15 protein-coding genes and 5 tRNA genes are annotated in these 14,428 nt (G+C 46.2%); 11 read left to right on the top strand and 9 right to left on the bottom strand.

What is annotated here, in order from left to right; genetic code table 11:
• The first annotated feature begins 12 nt into the window (after nt 1-12).
• From pal to HPC38_RS05460, 6 genes are all read left to right on the top strand, one after another.
• Complete coding sequence (gene pal / locus HPC38_RS05485) at nt 13-480, top strand: peptidoglycan-associated lipoprotein Pal (RefSeq protein WP_208120280.1); 468 nt, start codon at nt 13-15, stop codon at nt 478-480.
• Nucleotides 481-653: 173 nt separating this feature from the next.
• Nucleotides 654-729: transfer RNA gene (locus tag HPC38_RS05480), tRNA-Lys, on the top strand.
• A 16-nt stretch (nt 730-745) separates the two neighbouring features.
• Nucleotides 746-821 (top strand) — tRNA-Lys (locus tag HPC38_RS05475).
• 18 nt (nt 822-839) lie between these two features.
• Nucleotides 840-915 (top strand) — tRNA-Lys (locus HPC38_RS05470).
• A 16-nt stretch (nt 916-931) separates the two neighbouring features.
• Nucleotides 932-1,007: transfer RNA gene (locus tag HPC38_RS05465), tRNA-Lys, on the top strand.
• Nucleotides 1,008-1,026: 19 nt separating this feature from the next.
• Nucleotides 1,027-1,102, top strand: a tRNA-Lys gene (locus tag HPC38_RS05460).
• Between the two features lie 147 nt (nt 1,103-1,249).
• On the opposite strand, the gene HPC38_RS05455 is transcribed toward HPC38_RS05460, so the two are convergent.
• Nucleotides 1,250-2,671, bottom strand: a complete 1,422-nt coding sequence (locus HPC38_RS05455) for an alanine/glycine:cation symporter family protein (protein ID WP_208120279.1) — start codon at nt 2,669-2,671, stop codon at nt 1,250-1,252.
• Between the two features lie 354 nt (nt 2,672-3,025).
• On the opposite strand from HPC38_RS05455, the gene HPC38_RS05450 reads away from it, so the two are divergent.
• The 5 genes from HPC38_RS05450 to HPC38_RS05430 all read left to right on the top strand — a co-directional run bounded on the left by HPC38_RS05450 (nt 3,026) and on the right by HPC38_RS05430 (nt 6,774).
• A complete protein-coding gene (locus HPC38_RS05450) occupies nt 3,026-3,907 on the top strand; it encodes an ROK family protein (RefSeq protein WP_208120278.1) in 882 nt (293 codons plus the stop codon).
• A gap of 9 nt (nt 3,908-3,916) precedes the next feature.
• A complete protein-coding gene (nanQ, locus tag HPC38_RS05445; RefSeq protein WP_208120277.1) occupies nt 3,917-4,390 on the top strand; it encodes an N-acetylneuraminate anomerase in 474 nt (157 codons plus the stop codon).
• A gap of 124 nt (nt 4,391-4,514) precedes the next feature.
• Nucleotides 4,515-5,291: an amino acid ABC transporter substrate-binding protein gene (locus HPC38_RS05440; protein WP_208120276.1), complete on the top strand. Its 777-nt coding sequence runs from the start codon at nt 4,515-4,517 to the stop codon at nt 5,289-5,291.
• Nucleotides 5,275-5,991 carry an amino acid ABC transporter permease gene (locus HPC38_RS05435; protein WP_208120275.1) on the top strand — a complete coding sequence of 239 codons (717 nt, stop codon included), beginning with the start codon at nt 5,275-5,277 and terminating at the stop codon, nt 5,989-5,991. Before HPC38_RS05440 ends, HPC38_RS05435 begins: the two co-directional genes overlap by 17 nt.
• Before the next feature lie 12 nt (nt 5,992-6,003).
• On the top strand, nt 6,004-6,774 hold the full coding sequence (locus HPC38_RS05430) for an amino acid ABC transporter ATP-binding protein (RefSeq protein ID WP_208120274.1): 771 nt from the start codon (nt 6,004-6,006) through the stop codon (nt 6,772-6,774).
• Between the two features lie 62 nt (nt 6,775-6,836).
• Here the strand turns inward: HPC38_RS05430 and HPC38_RS05425 are convergent, their stop codons facing one another.
• The 8 genes from HPC38_RS05425 to HPC38_RS05390 form a co-directional block, all read right to left on the bottom strand.
• Entirely contained in the window at nt 6,837-8,135 is a 1,299-nt protein-coding gene (locus tag HPC38_RS05425; RefSeq protein WP_208120273.1) for an adenylosuccinate synthase, read from the bottom strand.
• A 126-nt stretch (nt 8,136-8,261) separates the two neighbouring features.
• Nucleotides 8,262-9,152, bottom strand: a complete 891-nt coding sequence (hflC, locus tag HPC38_RS05420) for a protease modulator HflC (RefSeq protein WP_208120272.1) — start codon at nt 9,150-9,152, stop codon at nt 8,262-8,264.
• A complete protein-coding gene (hflK, locus tag HPC38_RS05415; protein WP_208120271.1) occupies nt 9,152-10,450 on the bottom strand; it encodes an FtsH protease activity modulator HflK in 1,299 nt (432 codons plus the stop codon). Before hflK ends, hflC begins: the two co-directional genes overlap by 1 nt.
• Before the next feature lie 235 nt (nt 10,451-10,685).
• Nucleotides 10,686-11,633 carry a ribose-phosphate pyrophosphokinase gene (locus tag HPC38_RS05410; protein ID WP_208120270.1) on the bottom strand — a complete coding sequence of 316 codons (948 nt, stop codon included), beginning with the start codon at nt 11,631-11,633 and terminating at the stop codon, nt 10,686-10,688.
• A gap of 53 nt (nt 11,634-11,686) precedes the next feature.
• Complete coding sequence (gene ispE / locus HPC38_RS05405) at nt 11,687-12,577, bottom strand: 4-(cytidine 5'-diphospho)-2-C-methyl-D-erythritol kinase (protein WP_208120269.1); 891 nt, start codon at nt 12,575-12,577, stop codon at nt 11,687-11,689.
• Nucleotides 12,565-13,191, bottom strand: a complete 627-nt coding sequence (lolB, locus tag HPC38_RS05400; RefSeq protein WP_235977650.1) for a lipoprotein insertase outer membrane protein LolB — start codon at nt 13,189-13,191, stop codon at nt 12,565-12,567. The genes ispE and lolB overlap by 13 nt, the downstream gene beginning before the upstream one ends.
• 14 nt (nt 13,192-13,205) lie before the next feature.
• Nucleotides 13,206-13,805: a division/outer membrane stress-associated lipid-binding lipoprotein gene (gene dolP, locus HPC38_RS05395; protein ID WP_208120268.1), complete on the bottom strand. Its 600-nt coding sequence runs from the start codon at nt 13,803-13,805 to the stop codon at nt 13,206-13,208.
• A 33-nt stretch (nt 13,806-13,838) separates the two neighbouring features.
• Nucleotides 13,839-14,420: a D-sedoheptulose-7-phosphate isomerase gene (locus HPC38_RS05390; protein ID WP_208120411.1), complete on the bottom strand. Its 582-nt coding sequence runs from the start codon at nt 14,418-14,420 to the stop codon at nt 13,839-13,841.
• Nucleotides 14,421-14,428: the final 8 nt, after the last annotated feature.

Here is a 14,428-nt window from a genome sequence, read left to right as displayed (position 1 = left end):
GAGTAATCTTAAATGAAAAAACTTGCAAAAGTGCTTATGATCGCAGCCCCAGCGCTTGTTTTAACAGCGTGTGGAAGCTCATCTGATGAGTCTGCATCTCAAGGTCAAAACAATGGCCAAATGTTCGGTAGCTACAGCGCTGCAGATTTGCAACAACGCTACAACACCGTTTACTTTGGCTTTGACCAATACTCAATCGAAGGTCAATATCAACAACTGTTAGATGCTCACGCGTTGTATCTGACAGCCACTCCAACAAGCAAAGTACTTGTTGAAGGTAATACTGACGAACGTGGTACACCAGAATACAACATCGCACTTGGCCAACGTCGTGCTGATGCTGTAGTTAACTACCTTGTAAATAAAGGTGTTAATGGCAACCAACTGTCAACAGTTTCTTACGGTGAAGAAAAACCAGCGGTATTGGGTCACTCAGAAGCAGACTACGCTAAAAACCGTCGCGCGGTGTTAGCGTACTAATTGCAAAGGCAAATATTTTGAAACCTCAGCTTGGCTGAGGTTTTTTTATATTTACGCATTTTAAACACTAAATTGTAGACAAATCAGACAATCAAGCAAAAAAATGCAATTTTTGATTGATATGTTCTGTGAAATAAGTATCATAGTGGCTCGTTACAGTGATGTAGCATTGTGGGTCGTTAGCTCAGTCGGTAGAGCAGCGGACTTTTAATCCGTTGGTCGAAGGTTCGAATCCTTCACGACCCACCACTTAAGTTTCTCTGATGGGTCGTTAGCTCAGTCGGTAGAGCAGCGGACTTTTAATCCGTTGGTCGAAGGTTCGAATCCTTCACGACCCACCATGACTTAAGCCCTTTGATGGGTCGTTAGCTCAGCCGGTAGAGCAGCGGACTTTTAATCCGTTGGTCGAAGGTTCGAATCCTTCACGACCCACCACTTTAAATTCCCTGATGGGTCGTTAGCTCAGTCGGTAGAGCAGCGGACTTTTAATCCGTTGGTCGAAGGTTCGAATCCTTCACGACCCACCACCGAGTTTCAACTAGATATGGGTTGTTAGCTCAGTTGGTAGAGCAGCGGACTCTTAATCCGTTGGTCGAGAGTTCGAGCCTCTCACGACCCACCAAATTCCTTTTTATTTTCAGTATATTGTAATTTATATCTCAATATAACATATTGCACTTTGCGTAAAGTGTGTCAAAAATGTGGCATGGACTTAACCGCACTTTATAAAAAAGACCGCAAAGTGCGGTCTTTTGTCATGTTTCACTGATCACTTCCACGCATTCCTATCAATGTCGAGATCAGGAAACTTATCTGGGTCAAAAACGGGCTCTTGAGCGCCTTGTTTAAGTTGCTGGCGGTAGTCTTGCAGCAAGCGCGAGGCGATTGGGAAGAGCATAATCAATGCCAATAAGTTGAGCAAGGCAAGCACACCCATGAGTGGATCAGCAAAGAAGAAAACATCAGTTGCGCCTTTGGCAGTGGCGCCGATAAATAAAATTGCAATCACAGCAAGGCGTAGCAAAAAGATAGGCAGTTTTTCTTGCTTGCCGAAAAAGAGGAAGCTCAACGCATTTTCGCCAAGGTAGTAGTTATAGATAATGGAGCTGAAAGAGAACAGTAAAATGGCGAAAGTCAGTAAGTATTTTGACCAATCTCCTAGGTGATACACCAGCGATTGTTGCGTTAGCACCACGCCGTCAATTTCAGCCCCAGGCACATACACTTTACCGAGCAAGATAATAAACGCCGTGCAGCTACAAATCACGATGGTGTCTATAAACACTGATAGTGATTGCGCAATGCCTTGAGTTACAGGGTGTTTGACCGAGGCTGTGGCTGCCACATTCGGTGCAGAGCCAAGCCCAGCTTCATTGGAGAATAGGCCACGGCGCATCCCTTGTGAAATCGCCACCCCCATGCCACCGCCGACAACGGAATCGATCCCAAAGGCATTTTTCACGATGCTGACAATTACCGCGGGTAATTCAGTGACATTCATAACGATAACGATAAGCGCCAGTACCAAATAAAATAGCGCCATGATTGGGATGATGACATCGGCAGCTTGTGAGATGCGTTTGATACCGCCGAAAATAATTAAGCCACCGAGCACAGCCAGGGCTATTCCTGTCCATAAACGTTCTATGCCAAGGCTGTCGAGCGCAGCGCCTGCTACTGTGTTGCCTTGGAAGGCGTTAAAGCCGATGGAAAATGAGAGCATGAGACAAATAGAATAGACGATTGCCATCCAGCGGTATTTTTCGCCTAAGCCGTGCAAAATAAAGCGCGCTGGCCCGCCACGAAAGTGCCCTTCGGCTGTTTTGTGTTTGAATAGCTGCGCAAGTGTACACTCAATGATACTGGTCACCATGCCAATGAGTGCCACCACCCACATCCAAAATACTGCGCCTGGTCCACCAAGCGAGATGGCCACCGCAACACCAGCAATGTTGCCACCGCCTACGCGCCCGCCAATGGAGAGCAGCAAGGCTTGTCGCCCACTAATTGCCTCTTTATTTTGGGTTTGCTTGTCTGAGCGTAAAAAGTGGAACATACGCCCGAAATAGCGAAATTGAGCCCAGTTGCTGATGATGCTAAACAGCAGCCCAAAGATAATTAACATCGGAATTAACGCCCACCCCCAGGTGAGATCGCCAATCAAATCAAAAAATTGCTTAATGTAGTCCATAGTCCACCAATAACAATGAGAAAGGAAGTAGTAGGCATATTATCAAAGTGCGGTTTAAAGTCAATTATTAAAAATTAATAAATGGCGATATACTTTAGATATGAACTAATAAAAGACAATGAAACTATATTTCATCTAATAATTTTATTTAAATGCTATTTTGTTTTTAATTTTCAAAATGGAAAATAAAAGTGCGGTCAGTGAGAAAAATCTGCTTGAGATCTCATTTTTTAGTCTTGCTAGTTGTTGCTTTTTGAGCATCGTATTACAGTAGGGCTATCATTTATTGAAATCCCTTTTTAGAAATGTTTATACTGTGTCATGAGCCGTATTCGCGGCAATGTGAGGTGAGCTATGAAATGTTGTTTGGCGATTGATATTGGAAACGATTACATTGAAAGTGCGTTGGTCACAGAGCAAATTTTAGAAGACCGTCAGCATTTCCCACTGCTGGCTGAAAATCAAGATAATGTTCTGGAACAACAACTCAAAGAAATTTTTAAGCATTATAAAGGCATGTTCGATGCGGTGGCGGTGGTGAGCGATAACGTGAAAAATGGCCCATTGAGTGCCTTGAATCCTGATAAGCCTGCAGGGCTGGCGGCTTTCCCACTTGAGCACGCATTAAACCAATGTAGCTACCACCATCCAGTGGGTATTCTCACTCGGTTGCAGGCGACGACTTTTGCACAATATCGCTTTAACACACCACAAGAGGTGAAAAATTTTGCCTATATTGATGTTGACCAAGCTGTTGGCGGCGGACTAGTACTGAGCGGTGAGCTGCAAATCGGCTCTAAAGGCATTGCTGGTCACATTGGCCACACGCTGGCCGATCCGAACGGCCCAACCTGCGAGTGTGGTCGGCGAGGCTGTGTGGATGCGATGGCTTCTGCTAACGCAATGGTACATTTTGCCAATATGCAAGGTGCCCAAAGTGCGGTGGAAGATATTTTCGCGCAATATCAGCAAGGTGACGGCGAAGCGGTGGCTATGCTTAAGCGTTCTGCGCATGTAATTGCTAATTTAGTTGCTGATTTAGTGGTGGTAGATGATGTAGAGCGTGTTTCTCTCGGCGGTAGCGTAGGGCTATCAGAAGGTTATCTCGACTTAGTGAAAGAGTATCTTGATGAACAACCGCACTTTTATCATTGTGAAGTTGTCAAACGTGGCACAGTGCAAGATGAACGCCTACTTGGCGCAGCGCTGTGGTTGAGTGAAAATCTAGAAAAATAGGATAAAAATATGATTTTAGGTGATTTAACAAAAAAAGATTACGCATTTGGTCTCCATCCTGTAATCAAACGCGTGTGTGATTATCTCAATACCTTGGATTTGGATGCACTTGAAACTGGTCGCCACGACATTGATGATAAGATTTTCATGAATGTGATGACGCCAGAAACTGAAGAAGCTTCTACCCGCAAGCCTGAGCTCCACCGCCTACACACCGACATTCAAGTGCTCATCAGTGGCCAAGAAGCGATGGAATATGGTGTTGGTAACCCTAATCTCGACGGCTACGAGCCCTACAACGAAGAAAACGACTTCCATCTCACCCCTCAAGCCATCCCGAACAAAAACACCATTGTGCTAAAACCGAAAATGTTCGCCGTCTTCTTCCCATACGAAGAACACACCCCAACCTGCTGGGTGAATGGTAAAGCGGAAAAAATCAAAAAATTAGTCGTTAAAATCCCACATGAGTTGTTGGTCTAAAATGTTTTAAGGGGCTATTAGCCCCTTATATCCATTCGTTATATCACATTCATTTTTCTTCTTTTATTTCATATCGTAAACCCTTTATGCTGTTGTTATCAATTTCAAATTAAAGGAGTTAATAATGACACTTAAATCAATTCTGATTACTGCTTTGGAATTGGGTGTGGCAAGCGTATCGGTTACATCATATGCAGGTGAAGTTTCCGATCGAGTTGAGGAAACTAAAACACTATTAGTTGGTACTGAAGGTACATACGCCCCCTTTACTTTTCACAACAAACAAGGTGAGTTGACAGGCTTTGATATTGATGTTGTGAAAGCAGTTGCTGATAAATTGGGGCTTAAAGTAGAGTTCAAGGAAACACAATGGGATGCAATGTATGCTGGGCTAAATGCCAAACGTTTTGATGTAATAGCCAATCAAACAACACCAACGCCAGAGCGGCTGAAAAAATACGATTATAGTGAGCCATATAACTACTCAAGTGCGGTTGTTGTGGTGAAAAAAGATGATGATAGCATTAAACAATTTTCTGATTTAAAAGATAAAAAAGCAGCACAGTCGTTAACCAGTAATTTCACAAAAATTGCACAAGAAAATGCTGCACACATTGTTCCAGTGGATGGATTGGCACAAGCGTTGGAGCTTATCCGTCAAAAACGTGCGCAAGCAACAGTGAATGATAAATTGGCTGTGCTCGATTATTTCCAAAAAATACCGCACTCTGGGTTGGTGATAGCTTTTGAAGATAAAGCTCAATTGGGTACAGCATTTGCTTTTACTAAAGGCGAGCAGCCCCTTATTGATAAAGTTAATCAAGCATTGGCACAGTTACGCACAGAGGGGACATTAAAACAAATTTCGATAAAATGGTTTGGCGATGACATTACTCAATGATTTTTTAAGCCATTTGCCATTCATGAGCACACAACGAGCTGATCTTATCATCAGCTCTTTTTTGCCAATGCTCTATGCAACGATAATGAATACCATACCGCTGGCGATTTTATCTTTTATAGGGGGATTGTTGATAGCAGTAGGTGTTGCGGTGGTGCGGACAATGCCTGCACGAAATTCTGTGTTACGGCTGATTAATGGACTGTGCAAAATTTATATCTCGCTGATACGTGGGACGCCTTTATTGGTGCAAATCTTTATTATTTTTTATGGATTGCCCGAAGTGGGTGTGGTGTTAGATCCTTTTCCAACTGCGATCATTGCGTTTTCTATTAATATTGGCGCTTATGCATCTGAAACCCTACGAGCGGGTATTCTCTCTATCCCTAAAGGGCAGTGGGAGGCCTCCTTTTCAATTGGTATGAGCTATCGGCAGGCTTTTTTGCGCACGATTATGCCTCAAGCATTGAGAGTTTCTTTGCCACCATTAACCAACACATTCATTAGTACAGTGAAAGACACCTCGTTGGCGTCATTGGTATTAGTTTCAGAGCTTTTTCAGGTGGCTCAAAAAGTTGCAGCATCCTCTTATGAGTTTATTTTGGTTTACAGCGAGGCGGCATTTATCTATTGGGTTGTTTGCTTTATCCTCTCTATTGTGCAACAACGATTAGAAGTGCGGTTTTCACGCCACTTATAGGAGTATGTACTCATGTTACAAATTCGAAATATTCATAAATCCTTCAAAGGCAATGATGTTTTAAAAGGCATTGATTTGGATGTTAAAAAGGGTGAAGTTGTTGCGATTTTAGGGCCTTCAGGATCAGGGAAAACAACGTTTTTGCGCTGCTTGAATTTATTGGAGCGGCCAGATAAAGGCATTTTATCTTTTAGCGATGGTAGTTTAACTTTGGATTTTTCAGCGCATATTAATAAGCATGATGAACTCAGGTTACGCCGTAGTACATCTATGGTTTTTCAACACTATAATCTATTTCTACACCGTAGTGCGATAGAAAATGTGATGGAAGGGCCAATTGTAGTAAAAAAAGTCAATCGAGATGAGGCAAGACAAACCGCACTTCGATTATTAAAAAAAGTGGGATTAGCTGAGCAAGCAGCGCTTTATCCCGCACAATTATCAGGTGGTCAGCAACAAAGAGTAGGTATTGCGCGAGCGCTCGCCATGGAGCCAAAATTAATTTTATTGGATGAACCAACCTCGGCGCTTGATCCAGAGCTAGTGGGTGAAGTTCTACAAACACTGCGAGTTTTAGCAAATGAAGGGTGGACGATGATTATCGTCACACATGAAATGAAGTTTGCTAAAGAGGTGGCTGACACTGTTGTTTTTATGGACAAGGGGAAAGTTGTTGAGCAAAACCAAGCCAAAGCTTTTTTTATCAATCCTCAGCATGAAAGAACAAAACAATTTTTATTACAAACAAATATGACTGAGTTTACACTTGATTATATGATTTAGAGAGTTAGTGGCTCAGATCTTAATAAAAAAACCTCTGCCAAGGCAGAGGTTTTTTGTTGGGATTAGACGGCGAATGGGTCGTCTAAGATCATCGTTTGCAGGCGGTCTGGGCCGGTGGAGAGGATGGCGATTGGTACGCCGGTGACCTCTTCAATGCGTTTGATGTACGCGCGTGCAGTGTCTGGCAATTGGTTGATGTCTGTCACGCCAAAGGTGTTTTCCTTCCAGCCTGGGAGGGTTTCGTAGATGGGTTCGACGTTTTCCCAGTTCTCAGCCGCGGTTGGGGCGTATTCTACCACATCGCCGTTTGGCATTTTGTAGCCCACGCAGATTTTCAGCTCGTCAAAGCCGTCGAGCACATCGAGCTTGGTCATACAAAAACCCGTGATAGAGTTGAGTTGCACGGCACGGCGCACAGCAACGGCATCAAACCAGCCACAACGACGTGGGCGACCTGTTACCGCACCAAACTCATTCCCTTTTTTAGCGATGGCAGCACCGATGTCGTCAAATAGTTCAGTAGTGAAAGGACCTCCACCTACGCGAGTGCAATAGGCTTTAATGATGCCGAGTACGTAATCAATATTGCGCGGGCCAAAGCCTGCACCAGTTGCCACACCACCAGCGGTAGTGTTGGAGCTGGTCACGAACGGATAGGTGCCGTGGTCAATGTCGAGCATGGTGCCTTGTGCGCCTTCAAACAAGATATTATCGCCGTTTGCGCGGGCTTTCGATAGAACGGTTGGAATATCAGCCACCATGCCTGTGATCACATCGGCGATTGCCATAATGTCATCTAAGGTTTTTTGATAATCCACAGGCTCGACGTGGTAATAGTTTTCCAGCTGGAAGTTGTAGTAGTCTAAAATGGTTTGGAGCTTGCTGGCAAAGCCTTCACGGTCAAACAAGTCTCCGACGCGCAAGCCACGGCGTGCCACTTTATCTTCATAGGCAGGCCCAATGCCTCGGCCAGTGGTGCCGATGGCTTTTTTGCCCAGCGCGCTTTCACGGGCGTGGTCCATAGCAACGTGGTAAGGCAAAATCAGTGGGCAGGCTTCTGAGATTAACAAGCGTTCACGCACGTTCACGCCACGGGATTCCAGTTCACCCATTTCTTGCATAAGTGCGGTTGGAGAGAGCACAACACCATTACCAATTAAGCAAGTCACATTATCGTGTAAAATACCTGATGGAATTAGACGTAAGACTGTTTTTTCCCCATTGATAATTAATGTATGTCCTGCATTGTGTCCGCCTTGATAACGAACCACATATTTGACGCGATCGGTTAATAGATCAACGATTTTGCCTTTCCCTTCGTCACCCCATTGTGCGCCGAGAATAACAACACTTTTGCCCATAATGTTTTACCTTTTTAGCTAGTTTAGTTCGCAACTGTTTACTTTACTATTTTCTGTCAATAACTACAATCAACAATCATCTGTTTAGCATAAAAAATGCCCCGAGTGCGGGGCATTAAAGTGCGGTTATTTATGCTGTGGGGATTGCATATAACGGAAGAAATCTTCCCCCGGTTTGAGAATCATCATGTTGTTCTCATCGTTGAAACTGCGTTGATAGGCCTTCATGCTGCGCACAAAGCTATAAAACTCGCTATCTTGGCTGAACGCATCCGCATACAGTTTCGCCGCGGTGGCGTCCCCATTACCACGCAAATCTTGCGCTTTTTTATTGGCATTGGCCAAAATCAAAGTGACTTTGCGATCCACATCTGCTTGGATAAAGGCCGCTTTTTCGCGCCCTTGTGAACGGTGCTCACGCGCCACGGCATCACGCTCAGCACGCATACGTTGATAAATCGATGATGACACCTCTTCAGGCAGGTTGATTTGTTTCACGCGCACATCAATGACATCAATCCCCAAGTCAGAAGCGTTGTCCGCCCCTGTGTTGAGCGCATTGAGCGCGCCCGTCATCAGTTCACCGCGGGTGCCTGATACAATATCTTTAATCGTGCGTGAGCCGATTTCGCTGCGCAAACGGTCGTTGACTTTACGGCGCAACAAGTTTTCAGCATGGGTGTAATCACCGCCACCAGTACTGGTGTAAAAACGTCCAAAGTCACTGATGCGCCATTTCACATAAGAATCAACCAATAGGTCTTTTTTCTCTACAGTGACAAAGCGGTCGGCTTGCCCATCAAGGGTTTGGATTTTGGCATCCAAAATTTTGATGTTGTCAATAAATGGGATTTTAAAGTGTAGCCCAGGTTGATAGACTTTCACTTTGTTGCCCTCATCACGCAGCACTTTGCTAAAGCGCAACATAATGCCGCGTGAGCCTTCGTTGATTACAACCAGGCTTGAGTAAAGCACCGCCGCGAGAACAATAACAACAGGTAATAAAAATTTACGCATTATTCAAATCTCCCTTGGCGGTTATTGTTGAAAATTTGTTCGTCATATTGTGAGCCGATGTAGTTTTCCATCGCATTGCTTGGGTTGCTAGAGCGTGATGGCGGCACAGTTTCTTTCTCGCGCGGTTTGTTTACCGCACTTTTGCCCTCAGGCTTACTGTCATCATTCGTTTTAGCGTTCTTATTGCTCGCTTTGCCTTTAAGCAATTGCTCTAACGGCAGAACGTTAAGGCTGTTACCTGCGCTATTATCAAGCATCACTTTTGGTGTTTTGCTCATGATATTTTCCATCGCCTGGATATACATTCTCTCACGCAATAACTCAGGCGCAGCTTTATACTCTGGCAACAGTTGTTGATAGCGCTCCACTTCCCCTTGTGCGTCGAGCACCACTTGCTCGCGATAGGCGGTGGCCTGCTCAACAATACGCTGCGCGTTACCTCGTGCGATAGGCTCGACTTCGCGAGCATAGGCTTCTGCATTGCGGATAAAGCGTTGCTCATCTTCCTGCGCTTTAATCGCATCATCAAACGCATCTTTCACTTGCTCAGGTGGGCGAGCAGATTGGAAGTTGACATCGATCACCTCAAGCCCCATATCGTATGGCTTGATCACTTTTTCAAGATAACGCCATGTATCTTCCCGCACCACAGAGCGGCCTGTTGTCAAAATCTCGTCCATATTCATATGCCCGATGATATAACGCAACGCGCTATCTGTGGCTTGAGAAAGGCTGTCATTAGGATTGGTGACGCTAAAGAGATATTTCACAGGGTCGTTAATGCGATATTGCACGGTCATTTCGACCACCACCATATTCTCATCTTGCGTGAGCATATTACCCTGGGTGCGCAACTCGCTAATACGCTCAATATTGACAGGCAACACGCGATCGATAAAAGTCGGTTTCCAATTCAACCCAGGCTGCACAATAGAATTCACCTTTCCGAAGCGTAACACCACGCCGCGTTCAGCTTCTTTAATGGTATAAAACCCACTCACGGCCCACACAACTAACGCAATCACCACCACAACGGGAATGAGTTTGCCAAAGCCTGCAAAGCCATTGGGTGTGCCGCTGTTATTGTTGCCCGATTTGCCAGCCCCCATTTTTTTCAAAAGTGAGCTAAAGACGGCTTCCAAATCTGGTGGGCCTTGCTCATTTGAAGACTGCGGCTCACCTTGCTGCGGGCGTTCTTCGCCTCGTTGGGGTTCAGGCTTTTTGCCAGTCGATTGCCCAGGTTTCGCCCATGGGTCTTGATCTGATTGATGGTTATTGTCCGAACCATTCCACGACATAGATTGTCTCTCCAGTTAAAAAGGCCGCAAGCGTGCCCACGGCGGTCAAAAGGAAGTAACTGTTTTAAATTATTACACTTTTATCGAGCATAACGCCTTGATTGTAGCGATTTTACTGCGTAATTTCCAGTCTTTTCGGGTAAAGAGTATCAATGCGCTAACACAGCGCATCAAGTGAAATTTGAATGGCTAAAGCACAACCGCACTTTAGTTAAAACCAAAGTGCGGTTGCGTGTTAATCGAACATGGCGGAGATCGATTCTTCGTTGCTGATGCGGCGAATGGCCTCTGCCAGCATGCCAGAGAGTGTCAGCACGCGCACTTTGCCGAGGGCTTCGATGCGTGGTGACAGTGGGATAGTGTCGGTGACGACAATCTCATCAAGTTCGGTGCCCGCGATATTTTCAGCGGCATTGCCCGAGAATACGGCGTGGGTGGCGTAGGCAAATACACGACGGGCGCCACGTTCTTTCAAGGCCGCGGCCGCTTTGCACAGGGTGCCGCCGGTGTCGATCATGTCATCGACTAAAATACAGTCGCGATCCGCCACTTCCCCGATGATGTGCATCACTTGTGACACATTAGCGCGTGGGCGGCGTTTGTCGATAATCGCCATGTCGGTATCGTTGAGCAATTTAGCAACCGCACGGGCGCGCACCACACCACCAATATCTGGCGAGACCACAATTGGGTTGACCAAATCTTGTTTTTTAATGATGTCGTTGAGCAACACAGGGGAGCCGAATACGTTGTCTACGGGCACATCAAAGAAGCCTTGAATTTGCTCAGCGTGTAAGTCACAGGTCAGCACGCGGTCAACGCCAACACTGGAGAGGAAGTCGGCCACCACTTTGGCGGTGATAGGTACACGCGCAGAACGCACGCGGCGATCTTGACGTGCATAGCCAAAGTACGGCACCACAGCGGTGATACGCCCAGCACTGGCGCGGCGTAGTGCGTCAACCATCACGATCAATTCCATTAAGTTGTCGTTGGTTGGTGCGCAAGTGGACTGAATGATAAATGTGTCACTTCCGCGCACATTTTCGTTGATTTGAACGTTAATTTCTCCGTCACTAAAGCGCCCAACGGTCGCCTTGCCTAGAGAGGTATATAAACGTTCGGAAATTTTTTGTGCTAGTGCAGGCGTTGCATTACCAGCGAAAAGCTTCATATCAGGCATTGTGTTACCCCAAGTCGATGAAAGTTTATGATTGAGTGAACAATCGGCAAATTTTACGGCATAAATCGTTGTGCTAGCAGTGTATGTAACGGCGAGCGATTACAGCTGCGGGCGATAAAACCACTAAATTGCGCGGGCAATTCGTTCAATACCGCGCGTGCAACCGCTTCCTGATCAAAGGGCGCAAACACACATGCACCCGTCCCCGTTAGTCGTGCTTTGCTATATTTTAGCAACCAGCTAAGCAGTTGTTCAACCTCTGCGAAGTGATTGCAGACAACTTTTTCACAGTTATTGCCAAACGGCGCGTGTAGGCAGGCGTCCATACTGCGTTTGGGCGTATTGCGTGGCAAAGTGCGGTCGGCAAAAATTGCTGCAGTCGCAATGCTTGTGTCTTTGGGTTTCGCCACCACAAACCACTGCTCAGGCGCCTGGCATGGTGTAATTATTTCCCCCACGCCTTCGGCAAAAGCGCACTGCCCGTGAACAAAAATGGGTACATCAGCACCCAGCTGCAAGCCTAACTGGGCAAGTTCAGAGAGAGGCAGATGCAATGACCAAAGTTGATTAAGCACCAAAAGTGCGGTTGCTGCATTCGATGAACCTCCACCAATGCCACCGCCCATAGGTAGATTTTTTTGCAACAGGATTTCTGCCCCCTGCTGGCATTGCGTTTCGTGCTGAAGTAAGCGCGCGGCTTTGATAATTAAATTTTGATCATCGCGCACCCCATCAAGGCTTGGTGAAAGGGTGATTTCTGGCGCGGCGCGCGGTGTAATGCGCAGCCAATCGCCGTAATTCAAAAATTGGAAAAGAGTTTGAAGCGTGTGGTAGCCATCGCTGCGCTGGCCTGTGATGTATAAAAAAAGGTTCAACTTCGCTGGGCTTGGATACCAATGCGCCGGCGCAGTTGTTAGGTCAAAGTGTGGTGCTAGAATGTCCACTTATCAACCCGCACTTTGAGTTTTTGCGCGTCACCTTGGATGAGAATATCCTGCGGCAATTTAGGTGTGGTCGGCTGATATTCACCGTAGTTTGCCACCCAGCGTTCGCCATTGACGGTGTAGGCAAATTCATTTAAGAGATGATCGCTCAACCGCACTTTATAATCTTGCGTGCCCTTCGGCTCACCTTTGAGCCAGTAGCTAAACAGTTCAATCGGGAAATCCATACCTACAATCTCTTGTAGTAGCATATGCGCGTCTTTTTCGGTGCGCTGATTGCCTTTGTTATCGCTCACCACCAGCCCCATCGGCGTCATTTTTAATGTGAGTGTTTCACGGCTTAGCCCCGATGATAAGAACAGCTGATAATTGTTGTCGTTGACGTATTGCCAATCAAACTGGGTGGAAAAGCGTTCTTTCGCACTAATATAACCCAGCTGACCGTGTGCTTGGTATTGTTTGATTTGTCGCAATTGCGCCAAATGCTGTTGCCAGCTGGCGTCGCTCTGCGCCACCGTGTCCACTTCAGGTGGTACTGCCAGTTCACTGGCGCAGCCTGTGAGCAACAGCGCCAGAGTGGTTGCGCCAAGCATTTTTCGTGTGCCTAAGAGCATAAATCCCCTAATGTTTAGTTAATATAAGAAAACACTTTGACCACTTTTTTCACGCCTGCAATATGGCGTGCAACTTCTACGGCGGCATTCGCTTGCGCTGGTGTGACATTGCCCATCAAGAAGACTTCACCGTTTTCGGTGACCACTTTGATATTGGTTGATTTTACTTCAGAGTTGACCAGCAATTTGGATTTGATTTGGGTTGTGATCCATGTGTCAGTGCTGTTTTGCCCCAGCCCAATATTTTGCCCGACGCGGATTTCGTTATACACATCGGTCACGCCGTCCACACCACTGGCGAGGTTTTTCGCTGTGTCACGCAGGCTGTCGTTAGGCACTTGACCAATTAATAGTACGCGAGAGTTGTAAGACACCGCATTGACATTGGCATCTTGTTTGATTTCCGCGTCTTTGTTCATGGCGGAGACTACTTTCACTTCCAAGGTTTCGTCATCAAGTTGTGTGCCTGTGGTGCGTGGGTCGGTCGCCACTTTTGTTGCAACAGCCGCGCCAGTACCGACCACCGCCGCGGTGACGCAGGCTTGCAGACTGATGATCGCCAAAAGTGCGGTTGAAAGTTTAAGCCCTTTAATCAATCCAGATTGCGTTAACATAATCATCCCCTTGAACAATTGGTTTTAGCTATATTAATGGGAAAACAGCTGGTGTTCAATTAATTCACACAGAATATTGATCACCAGAAGGTGGTTTTCTAATATGCGCGCTTCTTTTTGCGCAGGCACGCAAACATCAAGATCTTGCTCGCCAAGTGCGCCGCGAATGTGATCGTTTTGTCGTCCAGTAAGCGTAATAATGGGAATCTCACGGCTATTGGCCATATGCACAAGGTTCAAAATGCCTTCACCTGCGCTATAAGGCGCTAAAATGACCAGCAAATCGCCGCTGTGTGCGAGGCTTTCAAACTGACGCGTGAACAGCTGTGCAGGATTATTGTCGGCAAAAATGGCAGAACCCAGCGCACCATCAAGACCCAGCAATACCGCAGGCAGGCTTGGGCGCTCAAGGTTGTAGCGATGGAGCAAATTGGCGACTAAAAATTGCCCGTTGGCATAGGCGCGTCCTTGCCCACACACCATAATTTTGTTGCCTGAGAGTAGGCATTCGACCATTTTTTGTGCAACATTGACTAACACAGCGGGCAACTCTTGATCGGCTGCAATTTGAATTTGAATGCTCTCGTTAAAAATCCCTTTCACCTTTTCCAGCAAAGGGTCAG

The organism is Spirabiliibacterium pneumoniae, from assembly GCF_014884995.1.
GTDB classification, from domain to species: Bacteria; Pseudomonadota; Gammaproteobacteria; order Enterobacterales; family Pasteurellaceae; genus Spirabiliibacterium; species Spirabiliibacterium pneumoniae.
This window is presented reverse-complemented; position numbering and strand designations above follow the sequence as displayed.